Origin of the sequence: Kitasatospora cheerisanensis KCTC 2395, from assembly GCF_000696185.1 — a bacterium.
In the GTDB taxonomy this organism is placed as follows: domain Bacteria; phylum Actinomycetota; class Actinomycetes; order Streptomycetales; family Streptomycetaceae; genus Kitasatospora; species Kitasatospora cheerisanensis.
Window position 1 is genome coordinate 7,888,370 of record NZ_KK853997.1, and the last position, 16,514, is coordinate 7,904,883.

The window sequence follows — 16,514 nt, forward strand, 5'->3', positions numbered from 1 at the left end:
TGCCGCGGGAGGATCCGGCCGGCACCGTCCGCGGGCGGGAGCACGACGGTCGCAGTCCCCGCCCCGGCGCCGCGCCGGCACCGGGCGGCCCGCAGCGGGCCGATGCGGAACCGTTTCTTCGAGTTGTCAGTGCTGGTCAGGATGATGTTCCCATGACGGACACCGCCTCCCCGCTGCTCTCCTCCGCCGACTACGCCGACGCGGTCGCGGCCGCAGTCGCAGCCTCGGCCGCCTACTACACCGACGGCTCCACGCCGCTCGGCGACGACGAGTACGACGCGCTGCTGCGCGCCATCACCGCGTACGAGGAGGAGCACCCGGGCGAGGTGCTGCCCGACTCGCCGACCGGGAAGGTGGCCGGCGGCGCCGTCCAGGGCGACGTGCCGCACTCCGTTCCGATGCTCTCGCTCGACAACGTCTTCGACGCCCAGGAGCTGACCGACTGGGCGGCCGGCCTGGAGCGGCGGCTGGGCCGGCCGGTGGCCGGCTGGTGCGTGGAGCCCAAGCTCGACGGGCTCGCCGTCGCCGCCCGCTACCGGGCCGGACGGCTGGTCCAGATGCTCACCCGCGGCGACGGCCTGGCCGGCGAGGACATCACCCACGCCGCCGACGCCGTCCTCGGCCTGCCCGCCACCCTCACCGAGCCGATCGACGTCGAGCTGCGCGGCGAGGTGCTGCTGACGACCGCTCAGTTCGAGGAGGCGAACCGGATCCGCCTCGCCCACGAGGCGCCCGCCTTCGCCCACCCGCGCAGCGGCGCCGCCGGGACGCTCCGCGCCAAGGACCGCCCGTACCGGATCGAGCTGACCTTCTTCGCCTACGACGCCATCGGCCTCGACCTCGACCTCTCGCACAGCGCCCTGCTCGCCTCGCTGGCCGTGCTCGGCGCCAACACCGCCGCGAGCAGCGCCGCCGCCCCGCTGCGCTGCGAGTCCCTGGACGCCGTCCAGCAGCGCATCGACGAGATCGCCGCCCTGCGCGCGGCCCTGCCCTTCGGCATCGACGGCGTGGTGGTCAAGGCCGACACCGCCGCCGACCGGCACCAGGCCGGCAGCGGCTCCCGCGCCCCGCGCTGGGCAGTGGCCCGCAAGCTCGCCGCCGAGCACAAGGTCACCCGCCTCCTCGACGTGGAGTGGAACGTCGGCCGCACCGGCATCATCGCCCCGCGCGCCGTCCTGGAGCCCGTGGTCATCGACGGCGTCACCGTCACCTACGCCACCCTGCACAACCCCGCCGACATCACCCGGCGCGACCTGATGCTCGGCGACCTCTGCTACGTCTTCCGGGCCGGCGACGTGATCCCGCGCGTCGAGGCCCCGCTCGCCGAGCTGCGCGACGGCAGCCAGACCCCGATCGTCTTCCCCTCCGCCTGCCCGCGCTGCGGCGACGAGATCGACACCTCCGAGCAGCGCTGGCGCTGCGTCCGGGGCCGGAACTGCCAGGCCGTGGCCTCGGTGATCTACGCGGCCGGCCGCGACCAGCTCGACATCGAGGGACTCGGCGGCACCCGCGCGATCCAGCTCGTCGAATCCGGCCTGGTCACCGACATCGCCGACCTCTTCACGCTGACCCGGGACCAACTCCTCGCCCTGGACCGGATGGGCGAGACCTCCACCGACAACCTGCTGGCCGCCATCGAGACCGCCCGCAGCCAGCCGCTCAACCGGGTGTTCTGCGCCCTCGGCGTCCGGGGCACCGGCCGCACCATGTCCCGCCGGATCGCCGCCCACTTCGGCTCGCTCGCCGCGATCCGCGCCGCCGACGCCGAAGCCCTCGCCGAGGTCCCCGGCATCGGCACCGAGAAGGCCCGGGTGGTCGCCGCCGAACTGCTCGAACTCGCCCCGCTCCTCGACAAGCTGACGGAGCAGCAGGTCGGCACCCAGGTCACCGAGCCGCAGCGCCCCGGCGCGGCGGAGGCCGGGGACGGGGCCGACACCGAGGCGGCGGGCGAGGCCGGCCCGCTCACCGGCGAGGCGGTGGTCGTCACCGGCTCGATGACCGGCCCGCTCGCCGCCCTCTCCCGCAACGAGATGAACGAACTCGTCGAACGCGCCGGAGGCAAGGCCTCCTCCTCCGTCTCCAAGCGGACCACCCTGCTGGTCGCCGGCGAGAAGGCCGGTTCCAAGCGCACCAAGGCCGAGGAGCTCGGCATCCGCATCCTCACCCCCGAGGAGTTCGCCGCCCTGCTCGCCGACCACCTTCCCCAGGACTGATCGGAGGCACCACTTCCGCAGGTCACCCGGCGTTCCCTAAGGTGACGGCCATGACGAACACGGGGAACGACACAACCGACGTGCACATCAGCCTGATCGGCGGCACCCGCCTGGAGGGCGAGGCGATCCACACCCGCACCCTGACCGCCTCGCTGGTCGGCGGCGCCGACATCGACCTCACCGACGTGGACATCCCCGACGGGGCCGAACTGCGCATCACCAAGCTCAGCCTGGTCGGCGGCGTCCACCTCCGGGTCCGCCCCGACGTCCGGGTCCGGGTCACCGGCATCCGCCTCGGCGGAGTCAGCGACGACGGCCCGACCGTCGCCGGCGGCCCCACCGTGCACGTCGCGGCCTGGGGACTGGTGGGCGGGGTGCGGGTCAGCCGCGACTGACCTGCCGTCAGGGCTACCCGGACCGGCGGCGGCTGACGGCCCGGCAGGGACGGTGGGCGACGGGTCGTCAGGCGCCGGGGCTTGCCCTGGGCGCGGAGTCGGGATGCGATGCCCGGGAGCCGGGAGCCGGGAGCCGGGAGCCGGGAGCCGGGAGCCGGGAGCCGGGAGCCGGGAGTCGGGAGTCGGGAGCCGGGAGCCGGGTGATCGGGGGCGGGCGGGTCCGGCTGGGTCCGGCCGCGACTGACTTGCCGTCAGGACGCGCCGGGCGGAACCGGTTGGATGCCCCGTCAGGCGGCGGACGGGCCGTGGGCGCGGAGCTGGGGCTCGATGCCCGGGGGGCGGTGCCAGGTGAGGTGGAGGCCGGTGGCGGCCAGGGCGACGCCGAGGGCGTGCCGGACCGCGTCCCGGACGGCGGGGCGAAGGGCCGCGGGGAGACGGGGGGAGGGGTTCCAGCCGAGGTCGGGGAGACCCGTCGGCGTGCAGGCGGTCAGCGTGATGCCGGCCGCGCCCGGGCGGGTGGCCAGCGGCAGGCCGGCCAGCGCCGCGCTGCGCCGCACGGCCGTGACCAGCTCGGCCCGGACCGCCGGATCCACCGGCGGCAGCGCGGAGTAGGGCACCGGCGGCGCGGCGGCCGGCAGACCGGCGGCGGCACGCACCGTGGTGAGTTCCGCGTCCAGACCGAGGGCCGGGAGGAACTCGGCGAGGGCGTTCTCCACGGCGTCGGCGACCAGTTGACGGGTCGCCGCCGCCGGGTTCTCGCCGCCCGCCGTCGCCGCGTCCTCCAGCCGGGGTGAGGCCAGCCAGTGCAGCACGACCGCCCCGGCCGCCGGGTCCGGCGCCAGGCGGACGCCCGGCCCGTGGCCGCCGTGCGCGACCGGGAGGCCGGCCAGCAGCAGGGCCTCCGTCACCCGGTCCGCCAGCACCGGATCGAGGCCGGCTCCCGTCCCTGCCGCGAGCGTGCTCACCCTGACCCCTCCTCCACGGTGCGGACGGCCGGTGCCGCCCGCGGAGAGGGTATCCGTGAACGCGTCAATTCCGACAGCGTTCCGAACAGTTGAGCGCCGGTCAGGCCCGCGCCGCCGGGACCGGCCCGCAGAGCAGGTTGCCCGGGTCGGCCGGGTTGTCGCTGATCCAGAACTGCGCCCACAGCAGGGCGAACTCGGACCGCCCGAGGAAGCCGTCGCCGTCCCGGTCGAGCACCTCGAACACGTCCGCGGTGTCGATCGCCCGGCCGTGCCAGGTGTTGACCAGCCGGTGGTGCTCGGCGGGCGAGATCCGGCCGTCGCCGTCCTCGTCCACCGCGTCGAAGACCGCGTCGGCGGTGGCGTTGACGGCGTCCAGCATCGCGGGCGGCCGGTCGACCATGGCAAGGATCTCGTCCAGGTCCACCCTGCCGTCGTTGTCGCGGTCGGCGGCCGCGGACAGGCGCTCCCACCAAGCGAGCATCACCTCGGTGACCTGCGCGGTCAGTTCGGGATCGGCGGCCACCCGGGGAAGACGGTGCCAGCGCTCCGCGAGGTCCTGGAAGTCGTCCCGGTCGAGGCAGCCGTTCCGATCCGTGTCGAACGCCGCGAACATGGTGGTGAGTTTGGCGCGCTGGAACTCGCTGGCCACGGGACGGTGCCTCTCGCTCGGGGGTGTTGCCGCCATGCTTCTCCACCGGCCGCGCCTCCGGCACCTCCGGCGCAGGCGCACCGGGCGCGACAGCCGTCCTGCTCCGCTCCGGGGGCGCGGGAGCGGCACCGCGCGCGGGCACTCGTTCGGGGCAGCCCCCGGCCCGTGCAAGGCCCGGATGAACGCCGCTGTCATCGGTCGTCCATCGGAGGTTTATCGCGAGGTCGCACAGTGGTGACACGGCAGCCGGACGGACCGGCCGCCACTCCGGGGGGAGAAACCATGGGAACCCGCATTCGCCTGGCCGGCGCGCTCACCGCCGCCGCCGCACTGGCCCTCACGCTGACCGGCACCGCCACCGCCGCGACCGCCGACACCGCCAAGGCGCCCGCCGCCGAGCAGGCCGCCGCCAAGCCGGCCCTCGCGAGCGCCGCCCGCAGCACCACCGTCAAGCTGAACAACTGGACCGGCTGCACCCTCACCCGCGAGAACTGGTGGCTCTCGCACGGCATCTGGACCTACGAGCCGCCGGTGCGCATCTACGACGGCCAGCAGGGCAGCTGGGCCTCCGAGTCGAACGGCTTCGCCACCGGCACCGAGGGCTACGCCCGGTTCTACGCCGACAACTGCGCCAACGCGCTGCTGAACAGCCGGATCATCCAGGTCCACTGGAACAACCCGTACGTCGGCTCCAACAGCTACGACTCCAACGGCACCGACCTCAAGTTCTACGTCCCGCAGCCGGCCGGCGGCGGCGGCAACAACGCCACCGCCGAGTTCTCCGCCTGGGGCCGCTGACCGCCCGCACGACCCCGGGAGCCACCCCACTGGGGGGCGGGGGCGCTCCCGGGTCGTGACGGGCCACGACGGGCGGTGACGGGACGCGGCGGGTCGTGACAGGCCGTCAAGGGGCGGACAAGGGTGCGACCACTGCGTTTCCGGGGTGTGGGTGGGGCCCGAGTGGGCAGGTATGGCAGGTCCCTGATCAACGCCGATGCCTGATCAACTCCACTGCGAAGGCTGCCAGATGAAGATGAAGCGCAAGTCCTGGGCGCTGCTCACCGCCCTGTCCACCCTGCCGCTCGCCCTGTCCACCACCGCGGCGGCCGCCGCCGAACCGACGGCCGCCGCGACCGCCGGCAGCGGATGCGTGTACTCGCCCGCCGTGCCCGCGGACAACTTCAAGGGCATCCCGGTGTTCGACGCCAAGAAGGCCGCCAAGCCGTACAACGCCGTCCTGCGCACCACCCAGGGGACCATCACCTTCAAGGCGCTGACCGACAAGGCCCCGTGCACCACTTTCTCGTTCCGCTTCCTCGCCGAGAAGGGCTACTACGACCGCACCCACTGCCACCGCCTCACCACCCAGCGCCTGTACGTGCTGCAGTGCGGCGACCCGACCGGCACCGGAAGCGGCGGGCCCGGCTACTCCTTCCCCGACGAGAACCTCGACGGGGCGACCTACCCCGCCGGCACCGTCGCGATGGCCAACGCCGGGCCGAACACCAACGGCAGCCAGTTCTTCTTCGTCTGGAAGGACACCAAGCTCTCGCCCAACTACACCCCGTTCGGCCAGGTCACCTCCGGACTCGACGTGCTGCAGAAGATCGCGGCCGGCGGCGAGGACGACCAGAACGCCCCGGGCGACGGCTTCCCGACCCTGCGCGTCGACTTCCGCAAGGTCTCCATCTCCAGCCACTGACCGACCGGCCCCGGCCCGCCGCGCACCCCGCGGCGGGCCCGCCCGCGCGTGCGCGCCGACGTGCCCGCCCCGCGCGTGTACACCGGCCGGCTGCCGGCGGAGGCTTGACGGTGCGCCGGCCGGTCCGGGAAGCTCCCGAACGGTCTCGCGGCGGACGTCCGCGAGCGGCGGGAGGAGCAGGATGCGCTACTCGGGAATCGCCTGGACCGGCTCCGGCTTCGACCTCGCCGTGCTCGACGAGGACGGCCGCCCGGCCGCCCCGCCGGCCCGGTTCGCGGCCGCCCGGACGGACGCCCTCACCGGCCACCTGCTGCGCCTGGAACGGGAGTTCGCGGCGTCCGGGGAGAGCCTGCTGACGGTGATCGACTCCACCAACGGCATCCTCGACGGCCGCCTGATCGGCGCCGGACTGGCCGTGGGCCGGGCCGACCCGTGGGTGCTGCCGCCCCGCTCCGGGTTCGGCTCCGTCCCCGCCGAGGAACTCGCCCTGGCCGCGGCCCGCGACCCGGCCGCCGTGGTCCGGCTGAGCGCCGAGACCGGCACGCTCGCCGGCCGCGACCCGGAGCCGGCCACCGACCCCGGCCTCCTGGACCGGCTGCACCGGGCCGGGCGCTGGCTGTCCTCCGGCGACCGCGAACGCCCCGTGGTCGCCCTCACCTTCGACGACGGCCCGAACCCGCCGCACACCGGCCGGATCCTCGACCTGCTCGACCGGTACGGCGTCCCCGCGACCTTCTTCTGCGTCGGCCTGCACGCCCTCCCGCACCCCGCCGAACTCGAGCGGATGGCCGCCGCCGGCCACCAGATCGCCAACCACTCCTGGTCCCACCCCTACCTGCCCGACCTCACCCGCGGCGAACTGCTCGCCCAACTCGCCCGCACCGACGAGGCGATCGGCGCCACCGTCGGCGCGGACGGCGGCCCGCGGATGTTCCGGCCCCCGTACGGCTCGCGCACCCCCGCGGTGCTGCGCCGGCTCACCGGGAGCGGGGCCACCGTGGTGCTGTGGGACGTCGAGGCGTCCGACTGGACGCTGCCCGGCGCCGCGGCGATCACCCGCGCCGTGCTCGAACGGGCCCGCCCCGGGTCGGTGGTCCTGCTGCACGACGGCGGCGGCGACCGCTCGCAGACCGTCGAGGCGCTGCCCGGGGTGATCGAGGCCTGCTCGCCCGCGGCTACGGATTCGCCCGGGTCGACGCCCTGCCCCGTTCCTGACGCACCGTCACCCGACCGCCCGGCCGCCGTTGGTGTGTTCGGGTGGTTGGCGGCCGGTGCCGGGTGTCGTGCGGCGTCCGGGCGGCGGCCAGGGTGTTGGTTGTTGCCTGGTCCGGGCGTCGTCGTGCCCGCCGATGCGGAGGGCGCAGTGGGGGAACAGGTACCGGTCGACGCGGGGCACTGGCTGTTGGCGGTCCTGCCGATCGTGGTGCTGCTCGTCTTCCTGGTGCCGCTGCGCTGGCGGGCCCCGAGGCGGCCCCGGTCGCCATGTTCACCGCCGCGGTGGTCGCCCTGGCCGCGTTCCGGACGCCCTGGCACACGCTCGCCGTCGCCTGCGGAAAGGGCGTCTGGGACGCGGTGTTCATCCTGTACGTGATCTGACCCGCGCTGCTGCTCTACCAGGTCACCAAGCAGGCCGGCGCGTACGACGCGCTGCGGCAGGGGATTTCGCGGTTCAGCCGCAACGAGCTGTTCGTGGTGCTGGCGCTGGCCTGGGTGTTCTCCTCCTTCCTGCAGGGCATCGCCGGGTTCGGCGCACCCGTCGCGGTGGTCGTGCCGCTGCTGATCGCGGTCGGCGTCCGGCCCGTGCACGCGGTCGCCATGGGCGTCCTCGCGCACGCCTGGGCCCGGTTCTTCGGCACCCTCGGCGCCGGCTGGCTGGCCACCCTCCAGGTCGCCGACATCCACGACGAGACCCGGGCCGCGTTCCAGTCCGGCCTGCTGATCCTCATCCCCACCTACCTCGGCGGCTTCCTGGTGGTGTGGTGGTACGGCCGCTGGCCCGCCGTCCGGCACGCCTGGCCGCTGGTGCTGATCCTCGGCACCGTCCTGGGCGTCGGGCAGATGCTCGCCACCCTGTTCAGCCCCGAGCTGTCCACCTTCCTGGCCGCCGCCGTCGCCCTGCTGGCGCTGTACCCGCTCTCGCGGTGGCGGCGCTACGGCGAGCCGATCACCGGCATCCCGGACCGCCCCGCGATGGCCGACCGCACCGAGGAGCGGCGGCGGGAGACCCCGCCGGTGATGAGCCTCGGCTGGTCCTGCCTGCCCTACGCCGTGCTGCCCGCCGTCACCCTGAGCGCCCTGCTGATCGACCCGCTCAACGACCAACTGCGGCGCTGGCGGCTCGGCCTGCCGTTCCCGGAGGTCACCACCGGCTACGGCGTGCAGAACGCCGCCACCGACACCTACGCCCCGATCACCCTGCTCACCCACCCCGGCACCATGCTGCTGATCACCACCCTGGTGGTCTGGGCGGTCTACCGGTACCGCGGCCACTACCGGGACTGGGCGCGGCTGCACGAGCGGGAACGGATCTCGGCCGCCCTGCTGGTCGACGCCGTCCCCGCCTCGGTGCCGGTGATCGCCTTCCTGGTCACCAGCCGGGTGCTCGACCACAGCGGACAGACCCTCACCATCGCGCACGGCATCGCCGACGTCTCACCGCCCAACGTGTACGCGGGCATCGCCAGCGTCATCGGCGCGCTCGGCGCCTTCATGACCTCCAGCAGCACCGCGTCCAACGTGCTGTTCGCCGGCGTGCAGAGCGACGTCGCACACCTGCACGGCATCAGCGCCGAGGCGATCGTGGCCGGCCAGGCCGCCGGCAGCGCCTACGGCAACGCCGTCGCGCCCGCCAACATCGTGCTCGGCACCAGCATCGCCGGCATCAAGGGCCGGGAGGGCGCGGTGCTGCGGCTGACCATCGGCTGGACCGTGGTGGTCGCGGTGCTCACCGGCGCCGCCACCATCGCGCTGGTGCTGGCGAACTGAGAGGCAGTCATGGACCGCAAACTGAAGGCCGAGACGGCGTCACTGGTGCTGCTGCTGGCGGCGTTCCCGGTGATCAGCGCCGGCACCGAGCACGACCGGCCCTGGGTGTGGTGGCTCGGCCTGGCGGCGTTCGCGGTCGGCGCCGTGCTGCCGGTCGCCACCCGGTACATGGACCACTCCACCGACAAGGTCACCGACATGGGCATGGAGTTCGACGAGCGGACCTCGTAGGCCGGTCGAGGCCCGAAGCCCCGAAGCCCTCCTGACTCCCGTTCGACCCCGAAGTCCCCGGCCCGGAAGCCCGATCCTGGAAGGCGTTGCATGAGTCACCCCGACGGCCCGCGGACCGGGCGTCCCCCCACGGTCGCGGCGAACGGCATGGTCACCACGCCGCACTACCTGGCCAGCGCCGCCGGACTCCAGGCGCTGCAGCGCGGCGGCAGCGCCGTCGACGCGGCGATCGCCGCCAACGCCGTGCTGTGCGTGGTCTACCCGCACATGGCCGGCCTCGGCGGCGACGGCTTCTGGCTGATCGCCGACGCCGACGGGCAGGTGGAGGCCATCGACGCCAGCGGGCCCGCCGCCCGCGGCGCCACCCTGGAGGCCTACCGCAGCAGGTACGGCACCGAGATCCCGGCCCGCGGCGCGCAGGCCGCGCTGACCGTGCCCGGCGCCGTCGACGGCTGGCGGCTCGCGCACGAACGCCACGGCCGGCTGCCCTGGGACTCGCTGTTCCGCGCCGCCATCGGCCACGCCCGGGACGGCATGCCGGTCAGCCGCTCGCTCGCCGACTGGCTGCTCGCCGACCAGGGCATCCTGGCGGCCCGGCCCGCCACCGCCGCCGTCTACCTGCCCGGCGGGCGCCTGCTGCGCGAGGGCCACCGCCTCCAACAGCCCGACCTCGCCCGGACCTTCGAACACCTCGCCGCGCACGGCCCGCGCGACGGCTTCTACCGGGGCAGCACCGCCGAACGGATCTGCGCGGCCCTCGGCCCGCTCGGCTCCCCGCTCACCCCCGACGACTTCGCCGGCTACCGCGCCGAATGGGTCGAGCCGCTGACCGGCGGCTACCGGGGCCTGACCGTCACCGAACTGCCGCCCGCCACCCAGGGCCTGACCGCCCTTCAACTCTTCCACCTGATCGAGGGGTTCGACCTCACCGCGTTCGGCGAGGGCACCGCCGACTACTACCACCACCTCGCCGAGGCGGTGAAACTCGCCTTCGCCGACCGCGACGAATGGCTCACCGACCCGCGCTTCGTGGACATCCCGGTCGACCGGCTGATCAGCAAGGAGTACGCCGACGAACGCCGCCGGCGGATCGACCCGCAGCACGCCGCCGACATCGAGACCGTCCCCGCCGGCATCCCCTACCCCCGGCCGCACGAACGCCGCGCGCCCTCCGGAGACACCTGCTACTTCGCCGCCGCCGACAGCGACGGCACCGTGGTCTCGCTGATCCAGTCGATCTACCACGACTTCGGCTCCGCCGAGGTCGGCGGCGACACCGGCGTCCTGGTGCAGAACCGCGGCGCGTTCTTCTCCCTCGACGAGGACCACCCCAACCACCTGGCCCCCGGCAAGCGCACCTTCCACACCCTCGCCCCCGCCCTGCTGCTGGCCGGCGGCCGCCCGCACCTGGCCTGCGGCTCGATGGGCGGCGAGGGCCAACCCCAGACGCAGGCCGCCCTGGTGACCCGGATCGTCGACTTCGGCTACGACGTCCAGCAGGCCATCGAGGCGCCGCGCTGGCTGATGGGCCGCACCTGGGGCACCCCCTCCCGGGACCTGTCGCTGGAGGGCCGGATCAGTGACCAGACGCTGCGCGAACTCGCCCGCCGCGGCCAGCCCGTCCGCCCCGTCACCGACTGGAACGACACCATGGGCCACGCCCAGGCCATCCGGGTCGACCACCGGCACGGCTTCTACGAAGGGGGCGCGGACCCGCGCGGTGACGGCGCTGCGCTCGGCTACTGACACCGCGCCGGCCGCCGACGGGCCGGTGGGGTGACGATGTGGACCACCCTGATCGTGATCGGCCTGGCACTGGTGCTGTTCGCCTGGAACCCGGTGCCCGCCGCGGTCGTCGCCGTCGGCGCCGCGCTCGCCCTGTACTTCACCGGCGTGCTCACCGTCCAGGAGACCCTGCAGGGCTTCGGCGACCCGGTGGTGATCCTGATCGCCGCGCTGCTGGCGATCGCCGTCGGCCTGGAGAACACCGGCGTCGGCGCCTGGGCCGGGCAGTTCCTGATGCGGGCCGCCGGCCGCAGCCGGACCAGGCTGATGGTCATGCTGATGGCCGTCGCCGCCGTGTTCAGCGGACTCATCGGCATGAACGGCGCCGTCGCCGCGATGCTCCCGGTCACCGTGATCATCGCCGTGCGCACCCGCACCGCCCCGTCGCTGCTGATGATCCCGCTCGCCTTCGCCTGCCTCAGCGGCGCCACCCTCACCCTGCTCGGCACCCCCGTCAACGTGATCACCGCGACCCAGGCCGAGGACGCCGGCATCGGCCACATCGGATTCTTCGAGTGGTCCGTGCTCGGCATCCCCCAACTCCTCGGCGCCGTCGTGCTCGTGCTGCTGTTCGGCCGGCGGCTGCTGCCGGCCCGGCACAGCGAGGCCGTCCCCACCGACCTCAGCGGCCACGCCCACACCCTGGTCGAGCAGTACCGGCTGGAGGAACGCCTGCACCGGCTGCGGGTCACCGCCGGCTCCCCGCTGGCCGGCGCGCCCCGCGAGACCCTCGACCCCGGCGACCGGCCCGGCCTGCTGCTGCTCGTCGTCCTCGACGGCGAGAGCGAGCGGCCGCTCACCCGCGAACGGCTCGCCACCGGCGACGTCCTGCTGGTGCGCGGCGACACCGCGGACGTCGAACTCCTCGCCGCCGAACTCGACCTGACGGTGGACCGGTCCGACGGCCGGCTCGCCGAGCGCCTGCTCGGCCGGAACACCGGACTGGTCGAAGCCGTCGTCCCGCAGCGCTCCGCGAGGATCGGACAGGCCGCCTTCCCCGGCACCGTCACCGAGGACGGCCTCACCCTGCTCGCCGTCCAGCGCGGCGGCGCCGACCTGCACCGCACCCGGATCACCCTGCGGGCCGGCGACCACCTGCTGCTCCAGGGCGACTGGCCCGCCCTCGAACGCCACCTCTCCACCCCCGACCTGCTCGTGGTCGACGCCCCCGACCTGGTCAAACGCCAGGCCGTCCCGCTCGGCCGGGGCGCGCCCACCGCGCTCGCCGTGCTCGGCCTGCTGGTCGTGCTGCTCGCCTTCGACCTCGTCCCCGCCCCGATCGCCGCCACCGTCTGCGCCTGCCTGATGGTGATCACCCGGGTGGTGCGGATCTCCCAGCTCTACCGCGGCATCGACTGGAACACCTGCATCCTGATCGGCGCGATGATCGCCCCCGCCAACGCCATGACCAGCACCGGCGCCGCCCGGATGATCGCCGACCACGTGGTGGAGGCACTCGGCGACGCCGGACCGCGGGTCGTCCTGGCCGGCCTGTTCCTGGTCGCCGCCGTCATCACCCAGTTCATCTCCAACACCTCCACCGCGCTGGTGATGATCCCGATCGGCCTCGCCACCGCCACCGACCTCGGCATCTCCCCGCTCCCGATGATGCTCGCCGTCGCGATGGGCGCCAGCGCCTCCTTCCTCACCCCCTTCGCCAACGGCGTCAGCCTGATGGTCTACGGCCCCGGCGCCTACCGCTTCGGCGACTTCTGGCGCCTCGGCACCCTGATGCTCGCCTGGACGGCCGTGGTCACCGTGCTGATCGTCCCGCTGGTCTGGCCGTTCTGACGGACCGTCGGACCGCGGGCCGGGCGGCCATCACTGGAGGGCGCCCACCGCGCGGGCGATCACCAGCAGCGAGGTGATCAGCGCGGCGATGCTCTCCACGCTCATCAGGACCTTGGCGCGGGTGGACAGCGGCATGGTGTCCGTCGGGCTGAACGCCGTCGAGTTGGTCACCGACACGTACAGGTAGTCGACCAGGGTCGGCGCCCAGTCGCAGGACCGGCTGGAACCGTCGGCGACCTCCTCGACCGCGTCGTGGTTCTCGTCCTGGGAGAACCGGAAGTCCGCCAACGGCAGCTCCGCACGCGGCAGCTGGGTGCGCATCACCGGGCCGCCGCGGTCGAGCTCCCAGAACGCCAGGCCGAACACCACGATGTCGGTGGCCCACACCTGCAGCGCCGCGACCAGCAGCGAACCGCCGTCGCCCACCCCGCCCGCCACCAGCCGGTGCACGAGCAGACCCAGCGCCACCAGATTGCTCACGCCGATCAGCGCGACCAGGCCGAGCGACAGCACCCGGGACAGCCGGTTCTGCCGGGTCATCCGATGCGGATTCACCGCCACCAGCGGCACCAGCAGCAGCAACTCCAGCCCCGGCAGCACGTAGCGCGGAGCCACCAGCAGGGCGTCCGGCAGCGCCAGGTACAGCAGGATCGCCACCAGCGTCGCCACCACCGCGGGCAACCGCGCCTCCCCGCGCCGCTCGTGCCGCGGGTGGCGCCGCAGCACCGCCGCCCGCCTCGCGTTCGGAGCCGGTCCGCCCCCGGCCGTCGTCGCACTCATCCGCCCGCATCCTCCCTGCCGGTGGTCACTGCCCGTCGGCTGCCCCCGCCGGCGGCAATCCACTCCCGCACCCGCCTCCCTCCCCGCCCCGCGGCATTTCGGCAGGAAAGTTCCGTCCCGGTGGCATGCCCCCGGCCGGGCGGGGCAGTCGAGGGCCGTACCACGAACACGGAACTCCGTTTCCCGAGGAGGCAGTTGTGACCAGCGGAATGTGGGACTACGGCAAGGCCGAGGGCTGGACCCCGGGCACCGACCTGACCGGCTACCGGGTGGAGGCCGAGGACGGCCACATCGGCAAGGTCGACAAGCACACCGAAGAGGTCGACAGCGCGCACATCGTGGTCGACACCGGCCCGTGGATCTTCGGGCACGAGGTGCTGCTCCCCGCCGGCACCATCCGACGGGTCGACACCGCCGAGCGCACGGTGTGGGTGAACCGCACCAAGGACGAGGTGAAGAACTCGCCCGCGTACGACCGCGACCGGCACACCGACGACCCCGACTACCGGCGGGCCATCGGCGGCTACTACGGCGGGGTCGTCTGACCCGCACCCCGCGACCCGCACCCCCGGCCTGCCTCGCGCGGGCCGGGGGTGCGGCGTTGGCAGCGGGGCGGCTCGGTGCGGCGTTGGCAGCCGGGCGGGGCCGGGTTACGGAGTTGGCTGCTGGGCAGGGGCGGGGTACGGAGTTGGCCGCCGGGCAGGGTCGGGGGTGCGGTTTTCCGAACCCCGAGGACGGGTGCTGGCACGGGCGAAACCGCAGGTGGCCGCGGCGCACGATGAAGGCATGAACAGCGTCACGAGTACCCAAGCGGAATTCGCCGCCCGGGGCGAGGCCCTGCACCGCAGCTACCGGCGCGGCGGCAGCGAGGTCCCCGTCCTGCGCGGCGTCACGGTGGAGTTCCGGCCCGGGACGTTCACCGCCGTGATGGGCCCCTCCGGATCCGGCAAGACCACCCTGCTGCACTGCCTGGCCGGCATGGACCGCCCCGACCGCGGACAGGTCTGGTGGGGCCCCACCGCCGTCCACGGCCTGCCCGAACGCCGCCTCGCCCGGCTGCGCCGCGAACACATCGGCTTCGTCTTCCAGGCGTTCAACCTGATGCCCGGCATGACCGCCGCCCAGAACGTCGAACTCCCCGGCCGGATGGCCGGCCGCCGCCCCGACCGCGCCGCCGTCCGCGAGGCCCTCGCCCGGGTCGGACTGGCCGGCCGCGAACGCCGGCGCCCCGCCCAACTCTCCGGCGGCCAACAGCAACGCGTCGCCATCGCCCGCGCCCTCGTCACCCGCCCCGGGTCCTGTTCGCCGACGAACCCACCGGCGCCCTCGACCGCGCCACCGGCACCCAGATCCTCCGCCTGCTGCGCGACGGCGTCGACCAGGACGGCGGCACCTGCGTCATGGTCACCCACGACCCTGCCGCCGCCGCGTACGCCGACCGCGTCCTGCTCCTCACCGACGGCCGCCTGGTCGACGAACTCCACCACCCGACGGCCCGTCAGGTCGCCGAAGCGCTGGCCCGCACGGGCGGCTCGGACGGCTCGGACGGCTCGGGCGGTTCGAGCGGTTCGGGCAGTTCGGTCGACCAGGGGTCCGGGACGGGCGGTGCGGAACGATGAGTCTCCTGCTCGCCGTCCGCCAGTTGCAGCGCCGGCCCGCCGGATTCGCCGGACTGGCCGCCGCACTGCTGCTCGCCGTCGCCACCGTCACCGCGCTCGGATCGCTGCTCGGCGCCGAACACGGCGTGCCCGCCGCGGAGCGCCGCGAAGTCCAAGGGCCCGGGCTCGGACTGATCGCCGGAGCGTTCGGGGAGATCACCGTGCTGGTCGCGTTCTTCGTCGCGCTCAACACGCTCGGGTTCGCCCTCCGCCACCAGTACCGCGACCTCGCGCTGCTGCGCACCGTCGCCGCCACGCCCCGACAGATCCGCCGACTGCTGCGCCTCCAGGCCGGGTTGACGGTCCTGCTGGTCGCCGTGCCCGGTGCCCTGCTCGGCGGGGCCGGCGCCCGCGCCTTCCTCGCCGCGCTCCAGCACCGTGCGATGGCCGCCCCGCACGCCCACGTCGCCGGCGTCCTCCCCGCCGCGCTGGTCGCCACCGCCGTCACCCTGCTGGTCGCCACCACCGCCGCGACCCTCACCGCCCGGCACGTCACCGCACCCACCCCCGCCGCCGCACTCGCGGACAGTACGGGACCGGACCCGCGCCCCGGCGTCGTCCGGCTGCTCGCCGCGACCGTCGCCCTCGCCGGCGGCGCCGCGCTGCTACGCCTCGCCGCGACCCGCCCGCCCGCCGAGGTCGACAAGGCCGCGCAGGCCACCCTGATGGCAACTCTCGTCCTGCTCACCGCCGTTGCGCTGGCCGGCCCGCTGCTCGCCCCCCTCGCCACCGCGCCCCTCGGCCGCGTCCTGCGCACCCTGCTGCCCGGCACCGGCTGGCAGGCCGACGCCAACCTGCGCGGCTACGCCCGCCGACTCGCCTCCGCCGTCGTGCCGATCGCCCTGCTGACCGGACTCTCCGCCACCATGGCCACCATGACCGGCACCGCCCTGCACGCCGCCGCCGGGCCGCCCGACGGCGCCACCTCCGCCACCGACAGCTGGCTGCGCCAGGCCGAACTCGGCCTGCTCGGCTCCTTCGGCGCGATCGCCACCCTCACCACCCTGGTCGCCCTCACCGGCGAACGGCGCCGCGAATTCGCCCTGCTGCGGCTGCTCGGCGCGACCCGCGCCCACGTCCTGCGGGTGCTCGCCCTCGAAGCCGCGCTCACCGCCGCCCTCGGCCTCCTCCTCGGCGGCCTCGTCACCGCCGCCACCACCACCGCCTTCAGCACCGCCGCGACCGGCAACCCCGTCCCGACCGTCCCCCTCACCACCTGCGCCTGGATCGTGGCCGCCGCCGGCCTGCTCACCGTTCCCACGGTGCTGGCCGCTGCGACTGCCGCGATGCGACAGCCTCCGGCGGCGCTGGCGGGGCGGTGACGGAGGGAGAATGATCAGCGGTGCGGGGGAAGGAGAGG

The 16,514-nt window shown here is 74.5% G+C and carries 14 protein-coding genes and 1 pseudogene; 12 read left to right on the top strand and 3 right to left on the bottom strand.

The window, feature by feature from the left end; genetic code table 11:
* Nucleotides 1-152 precede the first annotated feature (152 nt).
* Together ligA and KCH_RS35465 are read left to right on the top strand one after the other, a co-directional pair.
* On the top strand, nucleotides 153-2,213 hold the full coding sequence (gene ligA / locus KCH_RS35460; protein WP_035870171.1) for an NAD-dependent DNA ligase LigA: 2,061 nt from the start codon (nucleotides 153-155) through the stop codon (nucleotides 2,211-2,213).
* Nucleotides 2,214-2,263: 50 nt separating this feature from the next.
* Nucleotides 2,264-2,608, top strand: coding sequence for a hypothetical protein (locus KCH_RS35465; RefSeq protein ID WP_035870173.1), 345 nt, complete (start codon nucleotides 2,264-2,266; stop codon nucleotides 2,606-2,608).
* 287 nt (nucleotides 2,609-2,895) lie between these two features.
* On the opposite strand, the gene KCH_RS35470 is transcribed toward KCH_RS35465, so the two are convergent.
* Both KCH_RS35470 and KCH_RS35475 read right to left on the bottom strand, forming a co-directional pair.
* Complete coding sequence (locus KCH_RS35470; protein ID WP_035870175.1) at nucleotides 2,896-3,573, bottom strand: hypothetical protein; 678 nt, start codon at nucleotides 3,571-3,573, stop codon at nucleotides 2,896-2,898.
* A gap of 100 nt (nucleotides 3,574-3,673) precedes the next feature.
* Nucleotides 3,674-4,222 (bottom strand): EF-hand domain-containing protein, encoded by a 549-nt coding sequence (locus KCH_RS35475; RefSeq protein ID WP_035870176.1) that lies wholly within the window; start codon nucleotides 4,220-4,222, stop codon nucleotides 3,674-3,676.
* Nucleotides 4,223-4,504: 282 nt separating this feature from the next.
* On the opposite strand from KCH_RS35475, the gene KCH_RS35480 reads away from it, so the two are divergent.
* The 7 genes from KCH_RS35480 (at nucleotide 4,505) to KCH_RS35510 (ending at nucleotide 12,716) form a co-directional block, all read left to right on the top strand.
* Nucleotides 4,505-5,020: an aegerolysin family protein gene (locus KCH_RS35480; RefSeq protein ID WP_051653811.1), complete on the top strand. Its 516-nt coding sequence runs from the start codon at nucleotides 4,505-4,507 to the stop codon at nucleotides 5,018-5,020.
* A 229-nt stretch (nucleotides 5,021-5,249) separates the two neighbouring features.
* Nucleotides 5,250-5,924: a peptidylprolyl isomerase gene (locus KCH_RS35485; protein ID WP_425268875.1), complete on the top strand. Its 675-nt coding sequence runs from the start codon at nucleotides 5,250-5,252 to the stop codon at nucleotides 5,922-5,924.
* Between the two features lie 181 nt (nucleotides 5,925-6,105).
* Nucleotides 6,106-7,515, top strand: a complete 1,410-nt coding sequence (locus KCH_RS35490; protein WP_244305586.1) for a polysaccharide deacetylase family protein — start codon at nucleotides 6,106-6,108, stop codon at nucleotides 7,513-7,515.
* Between the two features lie 14 nt (nucleotides 7,516-7,529).
* A complete protein-coding gene (locus KCH_RS35495; protein ID WP_279635955.1) occupies nucleotides 7,530-8,909 on the top strand; it encodes an L-lactate permease in 1,380 nt (459 codons plus the stop codon).
* A gap of 9 nt (nucleotides 8,910-8,918) precedes the next feature.
* The gene (locus KCH_RS35500) at nucleotides 8,919-9,140 is read left to right on the top strand and encodes a hypothetical protein (RefSeq protein WP_035870185.1); all 222 of its coding nucleotides are present in this window, start codon (nucleotides 8,919-8,921) and stop codon (nucleotides 9,138-9,140) included.
* Nucleotides 9,141-9,230: 90 nt separating this feature from the next.
* Nucleotides 9,231-10,886, top strand: coding sequence for a gamma-glutamyltransferase (gene ggt / locus KCH_RS35505; protein WP_035870187.1), 1,656 nt, complete (start codon nucleotides 9,231-9,233; stop codon nucleotides 10,884-10,886).
* A gap of 36 nt (nucleotides 10,887-10,922) precedes the next feature.
* Nucleotides 10,923-12,716: an SLC13 family permease gene (locus KCH_RS35510; protein WP_035870189.1), complete on the top strand. Its 1,794-nt coding sequence runs from the start codon at nucleotides 10,923-10,925 to the stop codon at nucleotides 12,714-12,716.
* 30 nt (nucleotides 12,717-12,746) lie between these two features.
* Here KCH_RS35510 and KCH_RS35515 read toward each other — a convergent pair whose 3' ends face one another.
* On the bottom strand, nucleotides 12,747-13,496 hold the full coding sequence (locus KCH_RS35515; RefSeq protein ID WP_244305587.1) for a hypothetical protein: 750 nt from the start codon (nucleotides 13,494-13,496) through the stop codon (nucleotides 12,747-12,749).
* A gap of 197 nt (nucleotides 13,497-13,693) precedes the next feature.
* On the opposite strand from KCH_RS35515, the gene KCH_RS35520 reads away from it, so the two are divergent.
* The 3 genes and pseudogenes from KCH_RS35520 to KCH_RS35530 all read left to right on the top strand — a co-directional run bounded on the left by KCH_RS35520 (nucleotide 13,694) and on the right by KCH_RS35530 (nucleotide 16,476).
* Nucleotides 13,694-14,041 (top strand): hypothetical protein, encoded by a 348-nt coding sequence (locus tag KCH_RS35520; protein WP_035870191.1) that lies wholly within the window; start codon nucleotides 13,694-13,696, stop codon nucleotides 14,039-14,041.
* 241 nt (nucleotides 14,042-14,282) lie between these two features.
* Nucleotides 14,283-15,115, top strand: a pseudogene (locus KCH_RS35525) (ABC transporter ATP-binding protein).
* The gene (locus KCH_RS35530) at nucleotides 15,112-16,476 is read left to right on the top strand and encodes an FtsX-like permease family protein (RefSeq protein WP_035870193.1); all 1,365 of its coding nucleotides are present in this window, start codon (nucleotides 15,112-15,114) and stop codon (nucleotides 16,474-16,476) included. The pseudogene KCH_RS35525 and the gene KCH_RS35530 overlap by 4 nt, the downstream one beginning before the upstream one ends.
* The last annotated feature ends 38 nt before the right edge of the window (nucleotides 16,477-16,514 follow it).

Coding starts and splice junctions, on each gene's coding strand:
- ligA (WP_035870171.1), top strand. CDS start 153: ATGACGGACACCGCCTCCCCGCTGCTCTCCTCCGCCGACTACGCCGAC.
- KCH_RS35465 (WP_035870173.1), top strand. CDS start 2,264: ATGACGAACACGGGGAACGACACAACCGACGTGCACATCAGCCTGATC.
- KCH_RS35480 (WP_051653811.1), top strand. CDS start 4,505: ATGGGAACCCGCATTCGCCTGGCCGGCGCGCTCACCGCCGCCGCCGCA.
- KCH_RS35485 (WP_425268875.1), top strand. CDS start 5,250: ATGAAGATGAAGCGCAAGTCCTGGGCGCTGCTCACCGCCCTGTCCACC.
- KCH_RS35490 (WP_244305586.1), top strand. CDS start 6,106: ATGCGCTACTCGGGAATCGCCTGGACCGGCTCCGGCTTCGACCTCGCC.
- KCH_RS35500 (WP_035870185.1), top strand. CDS start 8,919: ATGGACCGCAAACTGAAGGCCGAGACGGCGTCACTGGTGCTGCTGCTG.
- ggt (WP_035870187.1), top strand. CDS start 9,231: ATGAGTCACCCCGACGGCCCGCGGACCGGGCGTCCCCCCACGGTCGCG.
- KCH_RS35510 (WP_035870189.1), top strand. CDS start 10,923: ATGTGGACCACCCTGATCGTGATCGGCCTGGCACTGGTGCTGTTCGCC.
- KCH_RS35515 (WP_244305587.1), bottom strand. CDS start 13,496: ATGAGTGCGACGACGGCCGGGGGCGGACCGGCTCCGAACGCGAGGCGG.
- KCH_RS35530 (WP_035870193.1), top strand. CDS start 15,112: ATGAGTCTCCTGCTCGCCGTCCGCCAGTTGCAGCGCCGGCCCGCCGGA.